This is a genomic window from Arthrobacter sp. SPT-J7 (assembly GCF_059089965.1).
The window spans coordinates 1-20,146 of the sequence record NZ_JBNHFF010000037.1; the positions used below are offsets into that span (position 1 = coordinate 1).

The following is a 20,146-nucleotide window of genomic DNA, read 5'->3' on the forward strand; positions in this document are numbered from 1 at the left end:
TGTCTACGATGTCCGCAACAGACAGGTAAGCTCCCTCCTTCCCGTAGTTTCCCGCCGCTTCGCGCCATCCTGGCGCCTCCAGCCCGCACTGCTTTCCCAGCAGTGCGAGGAAAATTTTGGCCTTCTGCTCGCCAAATCCCGGCAAGGCCTTAAGCCGCCGCAGCACCTCTGCTCCGTCCGGTCCGCCGTGGGTCCAGATGGCCGCCGCATTGCCGTCCCACTCGCTTTGCACCACTTCGGCAAGCGCCTGCACACGTGCCGCCATGGAGCCCGGAAACCGATGGACGGCGGGCCGTTCCTTGAAGACCTCAACGAACGCCTGCGGCTCATGAGCGGCGATGAATTCAGGCCGCAAGGACCCCATCCTCGTTTTGATCTTCACCGGTCCGGCAAACGCAGATTCCATGGTTACCTGCTGATCCAGCAACATTCCTGTCAGCAGGGCGAACGGATCTTCACTCAACAACTCGTCCGCAGCAGGATCCCCCGTGATATGTAATTCCATGGCGTCCATCATCCCAGACGCTGCGCAATCAAGGCAGGACGGTGACCAAGTAGTACCCAATTTAAAAAACGAGTACCGGCTACCCGTTCTCCAGGGACGGCCGCCGAACTAGGTTACTCACAGAGGCAAGACGTTTTTGGCTCGCGGTACTTGACTCACGAGGGGGTGTGAGACGCAATGCAAGCACGATACGCAAGCTCCAGTTTCCCGGTCCGACGGACCCGGGCACTAAGCGGGGCCGGCGACGAGGAGGCCTTTGAGACCAAGGCCTCTCCCCCAGCCGTCGCCGGCCCTCTTCTTTCCCCGCAGGGCCCCAACCACCACCGGCAGGGGCCGGCCGCGCCGGGAAACAGCCGGACAAACGCCGTACCGGGCTACGCCGCCTCGGCAAAGACAGGGCAACCCAGGAAATCCGATTACCCATCGGATAAGCCGGACGGGATCCTGCTGGATCTGATGACCGGCACGGAGACACTCCAGGATTCCCTTGAACTCCTCGCAGCAGCTTCCGCCCAGGCGGTGGTCCGCACGGCAGGGCTCGTTATCGAATGCGGCGTAGTGGTGCACCAGACGAAGAGAACTCCCGCCATCACCGGCACGACGCCTGACGTCATCCGGCTGCTGGAGTGGGAGCAGGAAGCTGGCGAAGGGCCGGTCAGCGAGGTGCTGTCCGGGAAGCATCCCGTGGCCGTGCTGCAAAGAAGCGGGGATTTCCGGTGGCCGCGGTATTGCAGCCAGCTGCAGCTGGCCAACCTTGGCAGCGTCCTCGTTCTTCGCCTCCGGCTGGACCAGGACGTCGAGGTGCGCGACGATGGCAAGCCCGTCCGCCAGACCAGCGCAGCCCTGGCGTTCTTTGCCCAGGACTCCAAGGCATTTCCGCTGCAGGTAATTCCAGAGGCGCGGGCTTTTGCAGGCCTTGCAGCCAAGAGCCTGCAGATGGCCCTTGACCTTCACACGGCGAGGTCCACCGCCTCGGATCTGCGTTTGGCATTGGACAGCCGCACGTCCATCAACGTTGCGTGCGGGGTGATCATGGCCCAGAACAGGTGTTCCTACCACGAAGCCTTTTCCATCCTCGCCAAGGCATCCAGCCACAGGAACATCAAGGTACGCAGAGTGGCGGAGGACATCCTTGAGCGGCTTCCGGAGGGCCCTCCGCGCGCGCACTTCGGCCACTAGGCGGGCTCGAAGAAGGGCAGGAGCCCCAGACCAGAGCAGCCCCGGAAGCAACGCTTCCGGGGCTGCTCCCAGGAGAGGCGCCTAGATTCCGCCCGCGAGCCGGTAGTAGGCGGCGTTCCAGTTCAGGTCCTTTTTGAACTGCCGCATGGTGGTGTCATCGTCGATGGTGAGCAGTTCGGTTTTGGCGATCTCCGCGAAGTCCTCAAACACGTCCATTCCTACCTGCGTGGACAGCACGGTGTGGTGGGCCGCGCCGGCCGTGAGCCAAGCTGCTGCGGATGTTGCGAAGTCAGGCTTGGGCTGCCACAGTGCACGTGCCACCGGCAGGTTGGGCAGCGGCTGGTTGAGGGGCACCACGTCGACGGCGTTGGCCACCAGGCGGAAACGGTCCCGCATGTCGGACAGGGCGACCACGACGCCCGGGGAAGCATCGGCGTCGAACACCAGACGGACCGGGTCCTCCTTGCCGCCAATGCCCAACGGATGGACCTCCAGGCGCGGCTTGCCGGCCGTCAGGGAAGGGCAGACCTCCAGCATGTGCGCGCCCAGGATCTTCTCGGCCCCGGGTTCCAGGTGGTAGGTGTAGTCCTCCATCAGGGATGCGCCTCCGGGCAGGCCCGCACCCATGACTTTCGCTGCGCGGACCAGGATGGCGGTCTTCCAGTCGCCCTCGGCGCCAAAGCCGTAGCCGGCCGCCATCAGCCTCTGCACGGCCAGGCCGGGGAGCTGGCGGAGTGCGCCAAGGTCCTCGAAGGAGGTGGTGAACGCCGCCGAGCAGTTGGCTTCGAGGAAGCTGCGCAGGCCGAGTTCGATCCGGGCGCCGTAGCGGAGGGAATCGTGCCGGGCGGCCCCGGCGCGGAGCTCCGGAACCACGTCGTAAAGGTCTTCGTACTCCGCAACCAGGGCGTCGACGTCGGACTCCGCAGCGCCGTGGACGGCGTCGGCGAGCTCGTTGACGGACCAGGTGTTGACGGCGACGCCGAAGCGGAGCTCTGCCTCGGTCTTGTCACCTTCGGTGACGGCCACGTTGCGCATGTTGTCACCGAAGCGGGTCAGCTTCAGTGTCCGGACGGCGGCCCATCCCGCGGCGGCACGCTGCCACGAGCCTACTTGGCGGGCCACCTCGGGGTTGGACACATGCCCCACCACGGTCTTCCGGGCAATGCCCAGGCGGGACTGGATGTACCCGAACTCGCGGTCGCCATGGGCAGCCTGGTTCAGGTTCATGAAGTCGAAGTCGATGTCCGCCCAGGGAAGGTCCCGGTTGGCCTGGGTGTGCAGATGCAGCAGCGGCTTGCGGAGCAGGTCAAGGCCCTGAATCCACATCTTGGCGGGTGAGAAGGTGTGCATCCATGCCGTGACGCCGATGACCGAATCGTCCGAGTTGGCCTCCAGCGCAGTCCGGCGGATGGCATCAGAATCGGTCAGGACCGGCTTCCACACTATCCGCACCGGCACCGAGGAGGACGCGTTGAGCTGGTTGGCGATTTCCCGGGACTGGGCGGCCACCTGCTTGAGGACGTCCTCCCCGTAGAGGTGCTGGCTGCCGGTGAGGAACCAGACCTCGTAAGCGTCAAGTGAAGTGTTTGCTGCGGTGCTCATGAATCTCCTTGGGGAGTAAATCTTTGGTTGGACGTAAAGGGCGGCCGCTACTGGCCGTACACGTTCTGGTAGCGGGCGTAGAGGGAGTCGATGTGGCCCGGGTCGATGGGGATGGGTTCGCCCAACTGGCGTGCGATGTGCACCGTGCGGGCCACTTCCTCGCACATCACGGCCGCCTTCACCGCGGACTTCGCATCCTTGCCGATGGTGAATGGTCCATGGTTCTGCATGAGCACGGCCGGGGAATTCGAGTTCTTCAGGGTCTCCACGATCCCGTGGCCGATCGAATCGTCACCAATCAGTGCGAACGGCCCTACTGGGATGGATCCGCCGAACTCGTCGCTCATCATGGTCAGGACGCACGGGATCGCCTCGCCGCGGGCCGCCCACGCAGTGGCATAGGTGGAGTGCGTGTGCACTACCCCACCCACCTCGGGCATGTGCCGGTAGACGTATGCGTGAGCTGCGGTGTCCGATGACGGCGACAGCGGCGGGTTGTCCCACCCACCTGTTGCGTCCCCCTCCACGGGCACCCCGTAGAGATCCGTCACCACCATCTGCTCGGGGGTGAGGTCCTGGTAGGATACGCCCGAGGGTTTGATGACCATCAGTTCGTGGCCAGGGACCCGCGCCGAGACGTTGCCCGCCGTCCACACCACCAGTTCGTAGCGGGTCAGTTCGGCGTGCAGGGCACACACTTCCTCCCGGACGCGGGAGATGGTGTCCAGGATGCTCATGCCGGCACCTCCATGGCAGCCTCGGCAGCAACCGCGGCGGGAGCCGGAAGCGGACCGGCTGCCCTCCGCTGGATGGCCTTGAGCCTGTGCATTACGTCATTGGTGCCGCGGCCGAAGTAATCATGCAGGGCCTTGTACTCCTGGAAAAGTTCCTCGTAGGCGGCCACGTTCTCCGGAATGGGCGTGTACACCTCGCCCGGTTGGGAGCCCATAGCGGCGGCCGCCTCACGGATATTCGCGTACTTTCCGGCAGCGACGGCCGCATGAATGGCGGAGCCGAGGGCGGGGCCCTGAGCGGATCCGATAGTGGAGAGCTGCAGGTTGGTTGCGTCCGCGTAGATCTGCATCAGGAGCGGGTTCTTGAGCAGGCCGCCGGCAACAATGAACTCCTTCACCGGAACGCCGGAGTCGCGGAACGCGTCCACAATGGTCCGGGTGCCAAAAGCGGTGGCTTCCAGCAGTGCACGGTAGGTGTCCTCCGGACGCGTGGCCAGGGTCTGCCCCACCACGATGCCGGAGAGCTCGTGATCCACCAGCACTGAGCGGTTGCCCGAGTGCCAGTCGAGGGCGATGAGTCCGTGCCCGCCGATGGCCTGGCGGGATGCCAGTTCGGTGAGGTATTCGTGGATGCCCAGACCGGCGGCTTCGGCTGCCTGGTTGTACTCCGGCGGCACGCCATACTTGGTGAACCAGGCGAAGATGTCTCCGACGCCGGACTGGCCGGCTTCGTAGCCCCACAGTCCGTCCACGATGCCGCCGTCCACTACCCCGCACATCCCGGGCACTTCGCGCAGTTCGGTGCCATTCATGACGTGGCAGGTGGAAGTGCCCATGATGGCCACCAGCTGGCCCGGGTCCACTGCCTTCGCAGCAGGAGCGGTGACGTGGGCGTCCACGTTCCCTACAGCCACGGCGATGCCTTCGGGCAGGCCGGTCCAGGCAGCAGCCTCAGCGGTGAGGTATCCGGCGGCGTCGCCCAGGCGGCCGATAGTGTGCTCGAGTTTGGTGCTGACAAAGTCCTTAAACTGCGGGTTCAGGGCCGCAAGGAAGTCCTCGGACGGATAACGGCCGTCCTGGTAAATGCCCTTGTACCCGGCCGTGCAGGCATTGCGGACGTACTGGCCGCAGAGCTGCCACACGATCCAATCCGCGGCCTCAACCCAGTGGTCCATCGCTGCATAGGCTTCGGGGTCCTCCTCCAGGAGCTGCAGGCCTTTGGCGAACTCCCATTCGGAGGAGATCAGCCCGCCATAACGCGGCAGCCATTCCTCGCCACGTTCCGCCGCGAGTCGGTTGATCCGGTCGGCCTGGCCCTGCGCCGCGTGGTGGCGCCAGAGCTTCACGTAGGCATGGGGCCGGTTTCCGAATCCGGGAAGCTCGTTCAGCGGGGTGCCGTCCGCCTTGACCGGCACCATGGTGCAGGCGGTGAAGTCCGTGGCGATTCCCACGACGGCGGCGGGGTCAATCCCTGCCTCGGCCACGGCGGCCGGAACTGCGACGCGCAAGACGTCACGGTAATCGTTCGGCACCTGCAGCGCCCAATCGCCGGGAAGCCGTACGCCTGGTGCACCGGCAACGTCTGCTGGAAGAGCATCGGTGACCACCGCGTGCGGGTACTCAAAAACACCGCTGCCGAGCTCTTTGCCGTCCCGGACCCGGACCACCACGGCCCGGCCGGAGAGCGTTCCATAATCCACACCGATGACGTAGCTGTCCGTGTCCATTTTGACGTCCATAGAAAAGTTCCTCCATTAGCTGCCGCAGCTTCGCGACCCTTCGATTGTGAGCGCTAACAAGTTAGATGTCAATGCCCCTTCGGGGGCCTAACCCTCTGTCGGGTCCTGGGCAACGCAACACCCCAAAAGTGTGGGACGCTGCCAACGGGGTAAGAACAGGATGAACCGCGACCCAACGGGAAGGTGTGCTGTGTACGACGCAAAACCAAAGACCCGCGCCGGCTCTGGTGCGTGGCTGGGGGGCCCCATCTCCACGGGCCTCGGACTGGCAGCCCACCTGGCGGCCGGAGGCCCCGCTCCAAGCCTGATGATCCTTCTGGCACTGGCAGCGCTGCTTGGAATGGCGGCAGCGATCCTGGCGCGCTTCCCGATGCCTGCCTGGGCGTTGCTGCTCTTTTGCGCAGTGGCCCAGCAACTGCTGCATCTCGGGTTCACGGGTTTTTCCGGCGGTTCCGGAAGCGGCCTGTCGGTGCACGGCCACGGTGGAATTCAGCAGGAGGTTCCGCCGGCCGGCGAAGTGGCTGCGCCTGCCGGCCACTCACTCCACTTGATGCTCCATCTGCACATGGCCGCCGCCCTGGCAACGTACGCGGCCATCAAATACTGGCCCCGTCTCGCCGGCTGGTCCCGCCGCATCTCCACGGGCCGCCAGAGCTCCGCGCCGCTTCATAATGAGCCCGGACGCCAGCAAGGACAGCACGTCCTCGCCGAGGTCCGGCAGCTGCCGCACACCATCGCAGGCAGCAGCGACGCAGAAACTAACGGCGGGGCGCTGCCGCACTCTCCCGGCGCACCAGCTCCGGAGTCACCACCGTGGAGCTGACGGCGGCGCCCGCCTCGATCTCCTTCAGCACGGTGTCCATGCATCGCCTGCCGAGCTCTTCGAAGTCCTGCCGCACGGTGGTGAGCGGTGGAGTGAAGTAGCTGGACTCCGGCTGGTCGTCGAACCCCACCACGGAGACGTCGTCGGGCACGCGGACGCCCGCCTCGTTGAAGGCCCGCAGTACGCCGAGGGCCATCTGGTCATTGCCCACAAACACCGCGGTTGCCTTTCGTTCAGCCGCCAACTGCCGCCCGATGGCGTAGCCGCTGCCCGCGCTCCAGTCGCCTTCCAGCAGCAGGTCGTCCTGGAGGCCTGCGTGCTGGAGGGCGGCGCGCCAGCCCTCGGTGCGCAAAGCGCCGTCGATCCAGTCGGCCGGCCCCGCAACGTGGCCGATCCTGCTGTGCCCCAGCTCGATGAGATGCCCGACGGCTATCTCCGCCCCGCGTTTCTGGTCCACCATCGCCCCGCTGACGGCCTCGTTGCCCAGCGAACCGACAGCAACCACGGGCACGCCAGGGTTGAACTCCTCAAGGATCCGCAGGGTTTCGGTATGCGGCACCAGCACGGCGATACCGTCCACCGCCTGGTCCAGAAAGTGCCGCAGCGCATCGAGGATGGCGTCCCTGCTGACGGAGCGCAGCGCGGCGATGCTGACAAAGTAGCCGGCATCCCGCGCAGCCTGCTCCACCCCCAGCATGGTGTTGGCCGGACCGTACTGGGACAGCTCGCTGCCCAGCACACCGATGGTCTGCGAGCGCCGGGTCACCAGGCTCCGCGCCGCAGTGTTGCGGCGGTAGCCCAGTTCCGCGATGGCGGCCTCAACCTTTTCACGGGTTGCCTTGCTGACATTGGGGTGGCCGTTGACCACCCTGGAAACGGTCTGGTGTGAGACGCCAGCAAGTTCGGCCACGTCCTCAAGGCGCGGCAGCCGCCCGGTGCTGCTTTTTGTCATGTCCCCATTGTGCCGGTTGCCGCCAACAAGAAATCCCCCGGCGGCCTCGGGGAGGCTGCCGGGGGATGTCCCGCTCTTCGCTAAAAGAGTGGGCCCTGTGGGGCTCGAACCCACGACCCACGGATTAAAAGTCCGATGCTCTACCAACTGAGCTAAAGGCCCCTGCCGGGCTGTTTCGGCACACTGTACCGGCCCACCCGGCCCAGTCCATTTCTGGACGTTAATACTCTAACCCATGGCCGCGCCACCATTCGCACGCAGGCCGGGTCCAGCCGTCGGGCCTGTTGTGATGCCCGGCGGGCAATGTCCGGATGCTCGATTTCCCGCAGGGCACAGGAGTAGCGTGGGGGGCATGAGCGAGCAAACAGGTTCCAGTCATTACGGCGGCGCCAACCGGCACCACAAACCGAAGCCTTTCGCGCCCGTGGACTTCGAGCCCTTCGCGGGTGGAGCCGATCCCGCCCGCGTATCCGAAGCCGCCCACCTCGCCGCCCAGGCCCTGGTCCGCCATGGCCGGGACAGCGATGACCCGGTGGTGACCGACCGCCTGGTCAAGCTTGCGGACGAGCAGGGCCTGGAGGCCATCGCGGAGATGTGGGCTGAGAGCCCCGCCCGTTCACTTCCCGGCGCGCTGTGGCGGTTGTACGCCCTGCGTGCAGCAACCGTCCAGGACCCGGAGCGCATTTCGGTGTACTTCCGCGCCGGAAAGGACACTGCACAGGTCTCCAACGTGGTGGCTGGGGCCGCTGAGCCTCCCGGCGCGGACGAGATGAAAGCGATGGCGGACGCCATTCTTTCGGGCGCGTTCGACGGCGAGTTCGACGTCGCGCTGGAGCGTTCCGCTGCGTTCTGCCGGGTGGTGGCGCTTGGCCAGGCCACACTCGCCGACGGCGCCGAGCACGGCAACGAGGCGCACGCCAGCAAACTCACCCGAAATTCCCAGCAGTTGGTAAAAACCGCGGAGGACCTTGAGCACGCGGCCAATGCGTGGCGCCTGGGCGAGCTCGACTGACCCAAGACCCCGGATCTGTCAATGTTGACTTGGGCCAACCAACGTAGAACACTGAAACTGGTGCCGAGCCGCGAAACCCCCGGGCTTCAACATTCAGCCGCCTAGAGCGGCCTACCGCCGAGAGGCGTATCCGGTTCGGCACCATTTTTTCTGCCCAATTGCCGTTGCCGCTTTTCTGTTTTCCCATTTCAGGGGTGCAGTTACGGGCCGGTAGAGTTAGCGTCAGTTGCGGGCCGGGGTCAAGTCACACGGCAGGCAACTCCCACCCTGTACTTATCCCGGAGACGGTAACTACGTGAAGCTGCGCCTTTTTCCCCAGGAGCCCGCCGGGCTGAACCTCTTATCGCAGATGGCGCAGCAAATCGTGCTGGCCAGCGCCACCCTGGCCGAGATCCTTGGCGTCCCCGCCGCTGACCACGGCAAGCTCGTGGAGGACATGCACAACCACGAGGCCAAATCCGGTGAGCTGCACTTCGCCCTCCTGACCCACATGCGCACCAGCTTCGTGAACCCGCTCCCCCGCGAAGACATGTACGCCCTGTCCCGCTACCTCAACGAGGCCATGGAGAAGCTGGATGCCGCGGCAGAACTGGTGGCGCTCTACCGCCTGGACAGGCTGCCCAAACGGGCTGCGGACCAGCTGGAGATCATCAGCCGGCAGGCCGAGCTCACAGTGGACGCCATGCGCCGGCTTGACAACCTCGATGACCTCGAGGATTACTGGATCGAAATCCTGCGGCTGGCCAAACGGGCTGAACGGACGCACCGGGTGTGGGTAGCGGACATGATCAGGGACATGAAATGGGCCCAGTATTCACGCAACCGTGATGTTGCCAACCAGCTGGTGGACGTCACCAAGGACATGCGGCGCATCGCCACCCAGGTAGGCAGCATCATCGTCAAGGAATCCTGAAGTGACAGCAGTCATCTTCGGTGTGGTGGTCCTCCTGGCGGCCGTGTTTGCCTTCGTGAACGGCTTCCGCGATGTTTCCACCTCGGTGGCCCTCGCCGTCCGCACCCGGGCCCTGACGCCCAGTGTGGCCGTGCTGCTGGCAGCCTTCTTCAACTTCCTCGGCGCCCTGCTGAGCGCAGGTTTGGCTGTCGCCGTCAGCCAAACCTGGATCCACCTTCCCGCCGGCACGGACGGCCTCAGCATCCTGCTCGCAGGCCTGGGAAGCGCCATTGCCTGGGGAATCCTCCTGTGGTGGCGCGGCATTCCCGCTTCTTCCACGCACGCTTTGGTGGGAGGCCTTGCCGGTGCCGGGCTCGCCAGCCTCGCAGTCGGCGGGGCGGGCGTGGGCGGGGTGGACCACTCATTGCTGTTCCAGGTTGTCCTGCCGCTGGTGCTGTCGCCGCTGGTTGCCTACAGCGGCACCTTCCTCTTGGTTTATCCGGCTACCTGGGCTGCGCGCTATACACAGCCCAACGTAGTGAACCAGCGGTTCCGCCGCAGCCAGTCCATAGCCGCCGGCGCGGTGGCGTTCGGACATGGCCTCCAGGACGGGCAGCGGATCAGCGCGGTGCTGCTCCTGGCCCTGCTGGCATCGGGATATTCCGACGGCGGCAGCATCCCGGTGTGGGTGGCCCTGCTTTCGGCGGTGATGATCACCGCCGGCACGCTCTTTGGCGGCTGGCGGATCTCCCACACCATCGGATACAAGATCACCAAGATTGATCCGCTGCGCGGCTCGGTGGCACAGATTTTCAGCGCGGTCATGCTGTTCGTGGGCGCCATCGGCCTGCAGTGGCCGCTTTCCACCACGCATACGGTCACCTCTGCCGTGCTGGGCGCCGGTGAGAACCAGCATTTTTCGGTGACCAACCGGAAGCTGGTTATCCGCATCGTGGCGCTCTGGATACTGACACCGGCGGCCACGGCAGCCCTCGCCTTTGTGTTGGCGCTGGCTCTTTCGCCGCTGCCCCGGTAAGCGTATCCGGGTGAGCGCGTCCTCGTGAACCCGATGGTCCCTGCTGCCCTGTACAGGCACATCCATGTGACGTAGATTCGGAAGTACGGCCCCAAGCGCTGCTGCCGGGGCTGACATCCGCCGCCGGGTGCAGGGCCGTGGACAAACGCCGCTGCAGCCTATCGGCGGCCCGGATGCACATTACGTGGAAAAGAGCAGCAACGTGGCTAACTCGAATCCCCGGCACTCCCTGCCCCAGCCACGGCATATGGAATGCGAAATCTGTGGAACGGAACACCACCTGACCATCCACGCCATCACGGCCATGGGGGCGGCCAACGGCGACCTGGTCACGGTTTCCTACACGTGCAATGACTGCCGCCGGTTCCATGAACACCTTGCCTACGCCTCGGACGTGGCCGCGGCGCTGCAGCAGGTGCGCTGGATGGCCAAGGTGATCATGTTCGGTGATGAGTACATCCACTGCGGCTTCCCCATGGAGGAAGCAGAGTTTGAAATCGAGCGCCTTTGCTACCGCAGCAGCAACGGCAGCGGTGGCCTCAGCGCAGTCTCACTGCCCACCAGGGTGCTGCGCTGCCGGTGCGGCTTCCAGCTGGAAGTGCCGGAATAGCCGCACCTGCGCAGCCAATGCCTGTTCAGCCGGTCTTTATCCGAAGCGGCCGGAGACGTAGTCCTCGGTGGCCTTCTGGCTGGGGTTGCTGAAGATGGTGTGCGTGTCACCGATCTCGATCAACTTGCCCGGCTTGCCGGTGCCCGCGATGTTGAAGAAGGCCGTCCGGTCCGAGACACGGGCCGCCTGCTGCATGTTGTGGGTCACGATCACCACGGTGTACTGGTCCTTGAGCTCGTTGATGAGGTCCTCAATGGCGAGCGTGGAGATGGGGTCCAGCGCAGAGCAAGGCTCGTCCATCAGGATCACCTGGGGCTCCACGGCGATGGCCCGTGCGATGCAGAGACGCTGCTGCTGGCCGCCGGAGAGACCCGAACCGGGCTTTTCCAGGCGGTCCTTGACCTCGTTCCACAGGTTGGCGCCCTTCAATGAGCGTTCCACCAGGACGTCCGCTTCGCCCTTGGATATCTTTTTGTTGTTCAGCTTCACGCCGGCCAGCACGTTGTCCCGGATGGACATCGTGGGGAACGGGTTGGGACGCTGGAAGACCATGCCGATCTGCGAGCGGACGGTGACGGGGTCCACGCCAGGGCCGTACAGGTTGTCGCCGTCGAGCAGGACTTCGCCTTCCACGCGGGCGCCGGGAAGCACCTCGTGCATGCGGTTCAGGGTCCGCAGGAAAGTGGATTTTCCGCAACCGGACGGACCAATGAACGCGGTGACGGACTTGGCCTCGATGTTGATGGTGACGTCCTCCACGGCAAGGAAATCGCCGTAGTACACGTTCAGGTCCTTGACGTCGATGCGCTTAGACATGGTGTTCCTTCACTGACTGGGTATGAATTGAAGTTTAGGGTCCGGCCGTCAGGGCGCGGAAGGGGCTACGACCGGAACGGCGGTCAGCGGCCCGTCTTGGGAGCGAAAATCCTGGCGATCAGCCGGGCGCCCAGGTTCAGGATCATCACCAGGATGATCAGCACCAGGGCGGCACCCCAGGCCCGCTGCGAGGACGGGTCCGGGTTGGCCGGTGACGTCGGGTTCAGGATCTGGGTGTAGATGAACGTGGGCAGCGAGGCCATCCAGCCGCTGAACACGTTGGAGTTGATGCTGGTGGCGAAGCCCGCCGTGACCAGGATGGGCGCAGTTTCACCGATGACCCGGGCGATCGCCAGGGTGACGCCGGACGCGATGCCGGAGATCGCCGTCGGGATAACCACCTTGACGATGGTCCGCCACTTGCGCACGCCCAGGGCGTACGCGGCTTCGCGCAGTTCGTTGGGAACGATCTTCAGCATTTCCTCGCTGGACCGGACCACCACGGGGATCATGAGCACGGACAGCGCGACGGCGGCCACGGCACCGGTTTTGGTGCCGGGGCCCACCACGGCGAAGAAAAAGGCTGCGGCGAAGAGGCCGGCCACGATGGACGGGATGCCGGTCATCACGTCGACGAAGAACGTGATGGCGCGCGCGAGCCGCCCGTCGTTGCCGTACTCCACCAGGTAGATGGCGGTCAGCAGGCCCACCGGGACCGAGATGACGGTGGCCAGCAGTGTGATCTGCACAGTGCCCAGGAGGGCGTGGTAGATGCCGCCAAGGACGGGTGCGCCTTCTTCCACGGCCCGGTTGTCGTAAACGCCGGTGACGCCGTTCATGGAGTTGGTGAGGAATCCCGGATTGATAAGTCCGGGCACCCCGTTCACCAACACGGTCCAGATCACCGAGAAGAGCGGGAGCAGGGCCACCAGGAAGGATCCAACCACCAGGCAGGTGGCGAGCTTGTCCTTCGCCTTGCGGGAACCCTCCACGGCCGCGCTCCAGGACACCAGTCCCACGGCGAACAGGATCGCGGAAACGATGCCCCAGCCGAACGGATTGAATCCGATCAGGGCCAGGATCGCGGCGCCGGCAATCAGCGCGGCGGCAAGGACCACGTAGGGGGCGTACTTGGGCAGCTGGCCCTTGGTCAGCGCCGAGCGCTTGCTGCGGACGGGAGTAAGCGTGGAGGTCATTTAGTTGGCTCCCGAGAATTCTTTGTGCCGGGTGATGATCCAGCGCGCGATCATGTTCACGGCCAGGGTGATGACGAACAGAACCAGGCCGGCGGCGATCAGCGTGCTGACCTTGAGTCCGCTGGCCTCGGGGAAGTTCAGGGCGATCTCGGCCGCGATGGTCTGGTTGCCGGACTGGATGAGGCTTGCGGTCAGGGCGCCGGAGGACAGCACCAACGCTACGGCCATGGTCTCGCCGAGCGCCCGGCCCAGCCCCAGCATGACGGCGCTGATGATGCCCGGCCGCGCGAAGGGCAGGACCGACATCTTGATCATTTCCCAGCGGGTTGCACCCAGGGCGAGGGCGGCTTCCTCGTGCAGTTTGGGGGTCTGGAGGAAAATCTCGCGGGACAGTGAGGTGATGATGGGCAGCACCATGACGGAGAGGACGATGCCGGCTGTGAGGATGGTCTTGCCGGTGGCCGAGGCCGGGCCCTGGAAGATGGGCAGCCAGCCCATGTTTGCGGCGAGCCAGTTGTAGGCCGGGGAGATTTCCTTGGCCAGGAACGCTGCACCCCAGGCGCCGTAAATAACTGACGGGATGGCTGCGAGCAGGTCCACAACGTACCCCAGGCCGGACGCGAGGCCGCGCGGGGCGAAGTGCGAAATGAACAGTGCGACGCCGATGGCGACGGGCGTGGCGATGACCAGTGCGATGACCGCGGCGATGAGCGTGCCGACGACGATCGGCCAGATGTAGGCGAAGAAGCCTTCACCGCCCTGGATGTCGGCCGCCGGTGCGGTCAGCGCCGGGATGGCCTGGACCACCAGGAAGAGTGCGACGCCGAAGAGGACGGCAAGAATGAGGCAGCCGGCGGCCAGCGCGGCACCCGAGAAGATTTTGTCCCCGGCGCGGCCGGCGCCCTGGGTGCTGGTCAGGGGGGTGGCGGTCATTCGACGGCCCTTCGATCGGTAACTGAAGACGGGAAAAGGTGGCTTTCAACCCGAAGTTCCCCGCACTGCCTCTCGGCAGGCGGGGAACCCGGATTCGGTGCGGTAACTAGGACTTGACCTTGATGGACTCAACGGCCGCGGTGGCCTTCTCGACCAGGGCCGGGGAGAGCGGGGCGGACTTTGCGGAATCCGCGGCGGCCTGCTGGCCCTCCTCCGAGACTACGTAGTTCTCGAAGGCCTTGACCAGGTCAACGGTTTCCTGATTGTCGTAGGCGCTGCAGACCACGTGGTAGGAGACGAGCACGATGGGGTAAGCACCGGAGGCGGTGGTCTTGCGGTCCAGCTTGATGGCAACATCGTTGGCCGAGCGGCCTTCGACCGGCGTGCCTGCTTCCACGGCCTTGGCCGCAGCTTCGGCGGAGATCTTGACGAACTCCTCGCCTACCTTGATGGAGGCGGTGCCGAGGGTGCCGCCCACAGCGGAGTCGTCAGCGTAGGTCACGGCGCCCGGGGTGTCGGTGACGGTCTTAACCACGCCGGAGGTGCCCTTGGCGTTCTCGCCCTGCAGGGTTGCAGGCCAGATGCCGGAGGACTTGTCCGTCCAGGCCTCGGGCGCTGCGGAGGCCAGGTAATCGGTGAAGTTGGTGGTGGTGCCGGAATCGTCCGAGCGGTTCACTGGAGTGACCTTGAGGTCGGGCAGGTCCACGCCTTCGTTCAGGGCGGCGATGGCGGGATCGTTCCAGTTGGCGATTTCACCGCGGAAGATCTTGGCGACCGTGGCGGCGTCGAGCTTCAGCTCGGTGATGCCGGGGAGGTTGAACGCAACGGCGATCGGGGAGATGTAGACGGGGATGTTGATGGCACCGTCGGGGCCGCAGACGGCTTTGGAGGACTCGAGCTCTTCGTCCTTGAGGTAGGCGTCGGAGCCGGCGAACTGGGCCGAGCCGTCGATGATGGCCTTGCGGCCTGCCCCTGAGCCGTCCGGGGAGTACTGCACGGTGGCGCCCTGGTTGGCGGAAGCGAAGCCGGCCTTCCAGGCGTCCATGGCTGCGCCGGTGGAGGATGCGCCGATGCCGGTGAGCGTGCCAGTGGCCTTGGTGCCGGACGTCTGGGTGCCGGCGGGCGCGGTGCCCGTGGCGTTGTCTGAACCGCAGGCGGTGAGCGCGAGAGCGCCGGCTGCGATAACAGCGATAGCCGCGTGGCGGCCGAAGCGGAGTGCCTTCACTAGGTGTACCCCTTCCAGGGTTATTCAGTGCGGACAGGGACGGAGAACCCTGCAGCGCGATGCGTACGTTTTGTACCTTCATCGAAGTTAGGGTGCGCAGGTAAAGGGATGGGCTGCCCAAAGTGAACGGAACATTAACGACGGCGGGATTTTGGCTTACAAGTGCCGGGTTCCCATTGCGCAGATCACATCTCCGGCCGTAGTGGACCGGCAGGCAAATGTACGGCCCGGGCAACAAATAGACTGGACGGCATGGCTCCCGCAGCAGGACTCTCAGCAGGCAGGCGCTTCCTGCATGGCCGTATCCGCACGGGGCTGATCCGCAGCCGGAACTCGCTGGTTCCCGCGATTCAAATGACCGTCTGTGCGGTGGGCGCCTACGCCTTCGCCGAGTACGTGCTGGGGCACTCAGGGCCGTTGTTCGCCGCCACCTCATCCCTGATCGCCCTGGGTTTTTCCCGGGAACCGCGGCTGCGGCGGGTAGTGGAGGTGGGCCTCGGCTGCACCATCGGCATTGCGGTGGGTGATCTGCTCCTCCACTGGCTGGGCGGCGGAATCTGGCAGGCCGCCGTCGTCCTTCTGTTCTCCATCCTGCTGGCCCGCTTCCTGGACAGCGGCACCATCTTCACCACCCAGCTGGGACTGCAGTCGCTGCTGGTTGTACTGCTGCCTGCGCCGGCTGGGGGGCCCTTCACGCGGAGCATCGACGCGGTGGTGGGCGGCCTCTGCGCATTGCTGGTGACCATCCTTATCCCTAAGGATCCGCGCCGGGAACCGCGCAAGGATGTCCAGAAGCTGCTGCATGAACTGGCCGAGGTGCTGCGCGAGTGCGGTGACGCCCTCGTCAACAGCGACTCCACCCAGGCCTGGCACGCCCTCATCCGGGGGCGGAACTGCCAGCCGCTGGTGGACGGCATGCGCCAGTCCCTCCGCGCGTCCGGGGAGGTGGCCACCCTCGCGCCCGCCTACAGGCGGCACCGGGAAGAGCTCGACCAGCTGAAACAGTCGCTGGACTTCATTGACCTGGCGCTAAGGAACAGCAGGGTTTTCGCGCGCCGGCTGACCAGCGCCATCAATCACGCGGCCCTTTCCGATGAGGCGACGGAAAACATTGCGGAGGTGCTGCAGGAGACCGCTGCCGCGATTGATGAGCTTTCGCTGGGCCTGGCGGAAACGCACGACGGCGTCCGCCGCGCCCATCTGCGTACGGCCCGCCGGGACCTGAGCGAGATCGCCCTGCGGCTGCATCCGAAGCTGCTGGAGGTGCAGCGGCTGGAAGGCGAAACCGTGGTGATGTTGTACCGCCCGCTGATGGTGGACCTGCTGGAGGCCACGGGGATGGACGCGCGTGAAGCCCGGGATGTGTTGCCCGCGCTCTAGTTGCAACGCTTAGCGGCGGTGACTGCCAGGACGATCGGAAGGAAGTAGAAGTGGGCATCCGCAGTGGCTGCCAGGATCACGTTTGTCTGCAATGCAGGATCCAGCCGGCCGAACTGGCTCGTTATGCTCAGGAACGCCTTGAGCAGACCGGCTGCGGCAAGTGGCCAGATGACCGGGATCACCGGCAAGTGCTTTCCACCCGCAGGAGCGCGCCAGGGCTGGTGCCGGGCGGGGAATGTCAGTGCCCCCCGCTAGGGTGGAAAGCATGGCTACAAAGACTTCGCGGGCATCCAAGGCGCCCGCATACAAGTGCGCCGAATGCGGCTGGACCACCGTCAAGTGGGTGGGCCGGTGCGGCGAGTGCCAGGCGTGGGGCACCGTGGAGGAAACCGGCACTGCGGTAGCGCGTACGACTGCGGCTACTACCGTTTTGGAGCCGGCGCGCCGGATCGCCGAGGTGGACGCCACCACGGCGGCGTACCTGCCAACAGGCGTTGACGAACTGGACCGGGTGCTGGGCGGCGGGCTGGTCCCGGGTGCCGTCATCCTGCTCGCCGGCGAACCCGGCGTGGGCAAGTCCACGCTGCTGCTTGACGTGGCGGCGAAGTTTGCCCGGACGGCGCAGGACGTGTTGTACGTGACCGGCGAGGAGTCCGCAGCGCAGGTAAAGCTGCGTGCCGAGAGGATCGACGCCGTCGCGGAATCGCTGTACCTCTCCGCGGAAACGGATTTGGGCCAGGCCCTGGGGCAGGTGGAAAAAATCGAGCCACGGCTGCTGATCGTGGACTCGGTACAGACCCTCAGCAGCGCTGACGTTGACGGCAGCGCCGGCGGCGTTTCGCAGGTCCGGGAAGTGGCGGCGTCCATCATTGCCGCGGCCAAGCGGCGGAACATGACCACGCTGCTGGTGGGGCACGTGACCAAGGACGGCTCCATCGCCGGGCCGCGGCTGCTGGAGCACCTGGTGGACGTGGTGTGCCAGTTTGAGGGTGAGCGGCATTCCCGGCTCCGTCTGCTACGCGCCGTCAAGAACCGCTACGGGCCCACCGACGACGTGGGCTGCTTCGACCTGAACGAAAACGGCATCGAAGGGCTCGCCGATCCCAGTGGTCTCTTTGTCAGCCGCACCAAGGATCCTGTTTCGGGCACATGCATCACGGTAACCATGGAAGGACGGCGCCCGCTGCTGGCGGAAGTGCAGTCACTGCTCGCCGAGAGTCCCAATTCCCAGCCGCGGCGGGCAACCAGCGGCCTCGACAGTTCCCGGGTCTCCATGCTGCTGGCCGTGCTGCAGCAACGGGCCGGTACCTTGCTGCACAAGGATGATTCCTACGTCGCCACGGTGGGCGGAGTGAAGCTAAGCGAACCCGCCACGGACCTCGCTGTTGCCCTTGCAGTGGCCTCGGCAAAAGCCCGCAAGCCGTTGCCCATCCGGCTGGTTGCCTTCGGTGAGGTGGGCCTGGCCGGCGAAGTCCGCCCTGTCCCCGGCATAAACCAGCGCATCCAAGAGGCGCATCGGCTGGGATTCACCCACGCCGTGGTTCCGGCGAGCCATACTGGCCCGGGGCCGGTACCGGCCGGATTTTCGGTCCGGGAAGTGGAGCACTTGACGGAGGCACTGAGTCTGCTGATTGGATAGAGCCTGCTGTTCTGGCCACGTCAGTCAGCCGACGGGCCCAGCATAGGACAGGTCCTCTACCCTTGCTGCGACAAGGAATCGGGGTCGTCCTTGTGGGAATTGAAGAGCCAGCCGGAGACATCACTGCGCAGCACCAGGAGCGGGCCGCCGGTGGCGCTGACGTTGCCTGTGGGCACGTAATAGCCACGGCCGGAGCCCGGTCCGCCCGCCGCGCGGTCCAGGGCGTCAACCATGTGCCGCGGCAGGTGGCCCTGCGGGCCGAGAATGCGAAGCTCGTCAAGTTCTTCCGGCGTCAGCCGTCCCAAAACCTCAGAAATGTTGGCCATGGCGGGTCCCTTCGAGCAAAGTGCCTGAAGGAATAACCTAAAGCAGCGCCGTGAACTGCAGGTTAACGTTGGACGGCAGTTACCGTTCGTTGTGGAAAGCCCAGCAGGTGGAGGACAGATGCCGGTTCTAAGCGCAGGAATACTGCTGTACAGGCGGGCAAATCCAGGCGGCCTTGAGGTCTGGATAGCCCACATGGGCGGCCCGTTCTGGGCACGCAAGGACGCGCATGCCTGGTCCATTCCGAAGGGTGAATACACCGGCGACGAAGATCCGCTGGCGGCAGCCCTGCGGGAGTTCGCCGAGGAGATGGGCTTGCCTGCCCCGGCTGCCGACTACCAGCAGCTCGGGCAGTTCCGGCAGCCGTCCGGCAAGATCATCACGGTTTTCACGGCAGAGCAGGACTTCCGGCCGGAGCAGATTGTCAGCAACACTTTCCCACTGGAGTGGCCCAAGGGTTCGGGAAGGATCCAGCACTACCCGGAAATCGACGACGCCCGTTGGTTTCCCGAGGAGGAAGCGAGACTCAAGCTGGTCAAGGGCCAGCTGCCGGTCCTTGCTGCCCTGGCGGAACACGTCCGCAGGCAGTCATAGGACCGGCGTCATGATGCTTCCCTTCACCCGCGTCAGAAGTGCCCGCCGTCGGCCTTAACGGCCAGGACCGGGCGGTCCGCCTGCATCAGGATCTGCTGGGCATGGCTGCCCAGGATGAACTTCCCTACCTGGGTGCGGTGCCGCAGGCCAATCACGATGAGCGAGGCATCAACCTCCCTGGCGACATCGAGGAACTCATCGGCCAGATCGTGCTGGTAAGGCGGCTGGATGACTGTTGCCGTTACTCCGACGTCGGCAGCACGCTTCGCGGCTTGCGCCAAAACGTCCTCCGTGGCCACAGATTTGTCCACCAGGGCACCCTGCCGGGCCGAGTTGACGATCACCAGGTCCTCGTTACGGAGCTTCGCTTCGGCGATGCCCGCTGCGAGTGCGGCCTGTCCTGCGGGCGTTGGGACGAATCCGACGATGATGCTCATACCTTCTCCTTGATGTCCGGCTTGACGGCTGATGTTGAGGCAGTTGAACTGCGCTTGCGCTTGGCGATCGCGGTACGGATGGCCGGAAGTACGGCTACCAGAACAAAGACCACCAGCAGCGTGGCAGAGATGGGACGGCCAAAGAACCCAAGGGGATCGCCGCCGAAGACCAGCAGGGAGCGGCGCATGGAGCTCTCCAGCAGTTCGCCGAGCACGAAGGCCAGCACCAGGGGGCCCGGTTCGAAGCCGAACTTCTTCATCAGGTAACCAACGATGCCGAAAACCACCACCAGCGTGACGTCGAACATGCTGTTGTTGATGGTGTAGGCGCCCAGGAGGGTGATGAGTGCGGTGATGGGCGCCAGGATGGCGGCACGCACGCGCAGGATGCGCACGAAAAGTCCCACCAGCGGAAGACTCATGATCAGCAGCAGGATGTTGCCGATGTACATGGAGTTGACCACGCCCCAAAACAGCTCCGGGTTCTGTTCAACAAGCTGCGGGCCGGGGGTCACGCC

General features: G+C 65.2%; 22 protein-coding genes and 1 tRNA gene. 9 read left to right on the forward strand and 14 right to left on the reverse strand.

Features of this window, described 5'->3' with window-relative positions:
- The coding region (locus tag AC5RWX_RS20625) for an HhH-GPD-type base excision DNA repair protein (protein ID WP_494098175.1) at positions 1 to 514 on the reverse strand (514 nt) is incomplete at its 3' end.
- 447 nt (positions 515 to 961) lie between these two features.
- On the opposite strand from AC5RWX_RS20625, the gene AC5RWX_RS20630 reads away from it, so the two are divergent.
- On the forward strand, positions 962 to 1,684 hold the full coding sequence (locus tag AC5RWX_RS20630) for a GAF and ANTAR domain-containing protein (protein ID WP_494098176.1): 723 nt from the start codon (positions 962 to 964) through the stop codon (positions 1,682 to 1,684).
- 81 nt (positions 1,685 to 1,765) lie between these two features.
- On the opposite strand, the gene araA is transcribed toward AC5RWX_RS20630, so the two are convergent.
- Genes araA through araB form a run of 3 tightly spaced genes read right to left on the reverse strand, consistent with a single transcriptional unit; the run spans position 1,766 to position 5,759 of the window.
- Complete coding sequence (gene araA, locus AC5RWX_RS20635) at positions 1,766 to 3,286, reverse strand: L-arabinose isomerase (RefSeq protein ID WP_494098177.1); 1,521 nt, start codon at positions 3,284 to 3,286, stop codon at positions 1,766 to 1,768.
- A 47-nt stretch (positions 3,287 to 3,333) separates the two neighbouring features.
- Positions 3,334 to 4,023, reverse strand: a complete 690-nt coding sequence (locus AC5RWX_RS20640) for an L-ribulose-5-phosphate 4-epimerase (RefSeq protein WP_494098178.1) — start codon at positions 4,021 to 4,023, stop codon at positions 3,334 to 3,336.
- Positions 4,020 to 5,759 (reverse strand): ribulokinase, encoded by a 1,740-nt coding sequence (araB, locus tag AC5RWX_RS20645; protein WP_494098179.1) that lies wholly within the window; start codon positions 5,757 to 5,759, stop codon positions 4,020 to 4,022. Before araB ends, AC5RWX_RS20640 begins: the two co-directional genes overlap by 4 nt.
- 190 nt (positions 5,760 to 5,949) lie before the next feature.
- Between araB and AC5RWX_RS20650 the strand changes: the two genes are divergently transcribed.
- Positions 5,950 to 6,582, forward strand: coding sequence for a hypothetical protein (locus tag AC5RWX_RS20650; RefSeq protein ID WP_494098180.1), 633 nt, complete (start codon positions 5,950 to 5,952; stop codon positions 6,580 to 6,582).
- Here the strand turns inward: AC5RWX_RS20650 and AC5RWX_RS20655 are convergent.
- Both AC5RWX_RS20655 and AC5RWX_RS20660 read right to left on the reverse strand, forming a co-directional pair.
- Positions 6,518 to 7,534 (reverse strand): LacI family DNA-binding transcriptional regulator, encoded by a 1,017-nt coding sequence (locus tag AC5RWX_RS20655; RefSeq protein ID WP_494098181.1) that lies wholly within the window; start codon positions 7,532 to 7,534, stop codon positions 6,518 to 6,520. The genes AC5RWX_RS20650 and AC5RWX_RS20655 overlap by 65 nt on opposite strands.
- Before the next feature lie 89 nt (positions 7,535 to 7,623).
- Positions 7,624 to 7,696: transfer RNA gene (locus AC5RWX_RS20660), tRNA-Lys, on the reverse strand.
- A 190-nt stretch (positions 7,697 to 7,886) separates the two neighbouring features.
- Between AC5RWX_RS20660 and AC5RWX_RS20665 the strand changes: the two genes are divergently transcribed.
- The 4 genes from AC5RWX_RS20665 (at position 7,887) to AC5RWX_RS20680 (ending at position 11,084) form a co-directional block, all read left to right on the forward strand.
- Positions 7,887 to 8,546: a hypothetical protein gene (locus AC5RWX_RS20665; RefSeq protein WP_494098182.1), complete on the forward strand. Its 660-nt coding sequence runs from the start codon at positions 7,887 to 7,889 to the stop codon at positions 8,544 to 8,546.
- 295 nt (positions 8,547 to 8,841) lie between these two features.
- Positions 8,842 to 9,459, forward strand: coding sequence for a nuclease PIN (locus AC5RWX_RS20670; protein WP_494098183.1), 618 nt, complete (start codon positions 8,842 to 8,844; stop codon positions 9,457 to 9,459).
- Between the two features lies 1 nt (position 9,460).
- A complete protein-coding gene (locus AC5RWX_RS20675; protein WP_494098184.1) occupies positions 9,461 to 10,474 on the forward strand; it encodes an inorganic phosphate transporter in 1,014 nt (337 codons plus the stop codon).
- Positions 10,475 to 10,676: 202 nt separating this feature from the next.
- Positions 10,677 to 11,084, forward strand: coding sequence for a hypothetical protein (locus tag AC5RWX_RS20680; RefSeq protein ID WP_458780724.1), 408 nt, complete (start codon positions 10,677 to 10,679; stop codon positions 11,082 to 11,084).
- A gap of 36 nt (positions 11,085 to 11,120) precedes the next feature.
- Here the strand turns inward: AC5RWX_RS20680 and pstB are convergent, their stop codons facing one another.
- The 4 genes from pstB to pstS all read right to left on the reverse strand — a co-directional run bounded on the left by pstB (position 11,121) and on the right by pstS (position 15,254).
- Entirely contained in the window at positions 11,121 to 11,900 is a 780-nt protein-coding gene (gene pstB, locus AC5RWX_RS20685; protein WP_494098185.1) for a phosphate ABC transporter ATP-binding protein PstB, read from the reverse strand.
- A gap of 83 nt (positions 11,901 to 11,983) precedes the next feature.
- Entirely contained in the window at positions 11,984 to 13,096 is a 1,113-nt protein-coding gene (gene pstA, locus AC5RWX_RS20690) for a phosphate ABC transporter permease PstA (protein ID WP_494098186.1), read from the reverse strand.
- Complete coding sequence (gene pstC / locus AC5RWX_RS20695; protein WP_494098187.1) at positions 13,097 to 14,029, reverse strand: phosphate ABC transporter permease subunit PstC; 933 nt, start codon at positions 14,027 to 14,029, stop codon at positions 13,097 to 13,099.
- Positions 14,030 to 14,135: 106 nt separating this feature from the next.
- Positions 14,136 to 15,254, reverse strand: coding sequence for a phosphate ABC transporter substrate-binding protein PstS (pstS, locus tag AC5RWX_RS20700; RefSeq protein WP_494098188.1), 1,119 nt, complete (start codon positions 15,252 to 15,254; stop codon positions 14,136 to 14,138).
- A 252-nt stretch (positions 15,255 to 15,506) separates the two neighbouring features.
- On the opposite strand from pstS, the gene AC5RWX_RS20705 reads away from it, so the two are divergent.
- On the forward strand, positions 15,507 to 16,634 hold the full coding sequence (locus tag AC5RWX_RS20705; RefSeq protein ID WP_494098189.1) for an FUSC family protein: 1,128 nt from the start codon (positions 15,507 to 15,509) through the stop codon (positions 16,632 to 16,634).
- On the opposite strand, the gene AC5RWX_RS20710 is transcribed toward AC5RWX_RS20705, so the two are convergent.
- Entirely contained in the window at positions 16,631 to 16,822 is a 192-nt protein-coding gene (locus AC5RWX_RS20710; RefSeq protein ID WP_494098190.1) for a hypothetical protein, read from the reverse strand. The genes AC5RWX_RS20705 and AC5RWX_RS20710 overlap by 4 nt on opposite strands.
- Before the next feature lie 77 nt (positions 16,823 to 16,899).
- Here AC5RWX_RS20710 and radA point away from each other — a divergent pair, with 77 nt between their 5' ends.
- Entirely contained in the window at positions 16,900 to 18,273 is a 1,374-nt protein-coding gene (radA, locus tag AC5RWX_RS20715; RefSeq protein WP_163161373.1) for a DNA repair protein RadA, read from the forward strand.
- Positions 18,274 to 18,329: 56 nt separating this feature from the next.
- Here radA and AC5RWX_RS20720 read toward each other — a convergent pair whose 3' ends face one another.
- On the reverse strand, positions 18,330 to 18,599 hold the full coding sequence (locus tag AC5RWX_RS20720; RefSeq protein ID WP_494098191.1) for a hypothetical protein: 270 nt from the start codon (positions 18,597 to 18,599) through the stop codon (positions 18,330 to 18,332).
- A gap of 118 nt (positions 18,600 to 18,717) precedes the next feature.
- Between AC5RWX_RS20720 and AC5RWX_RS20725 the strand changes: the two genes are divergently transcribed.
- Positions 18,718 to 19,191 carry an NUDIX hydrolase gene (locus AC5RWX_RS20725; protein ID WP_494098192.1) on the forward strand — a complete coding sequence of 158 codons (474 nt, stop codon included), beginning with the start codon at positions 18,718 to 18,720 and terminating at the stop codon, positions 19,189 to 19,191.
- 32 nt (positions 19,192 to 19,223) lie between these two features.
- On the opposite strand, the gene AC5RWX_RS20730 is transcribed toward AC5RWX_RS20725, so the two are convergent.
- Positions 19,224 to 19,628, reverse strand: coding sequence for a universal stress protein (locus tag AC5RWX_RS20730; protein WP_494098193.1), 405 nt, complete (start codon positions 19,626 to 19,628; stop codon positions 19,224 to 19,226).
- Positions 19,625 to 20,146: tripartite tricarboxylate transporter permease (locus tag AC5RWX_RS20735; protein ID WP_494098194.1), on the reverse strand; the 522-nt coding region annotated here is incomplete at its 5' end. The genes AC5RWX_RS20735 and AC5RWX_RS20730, both read right to left, overlap by 4 nt.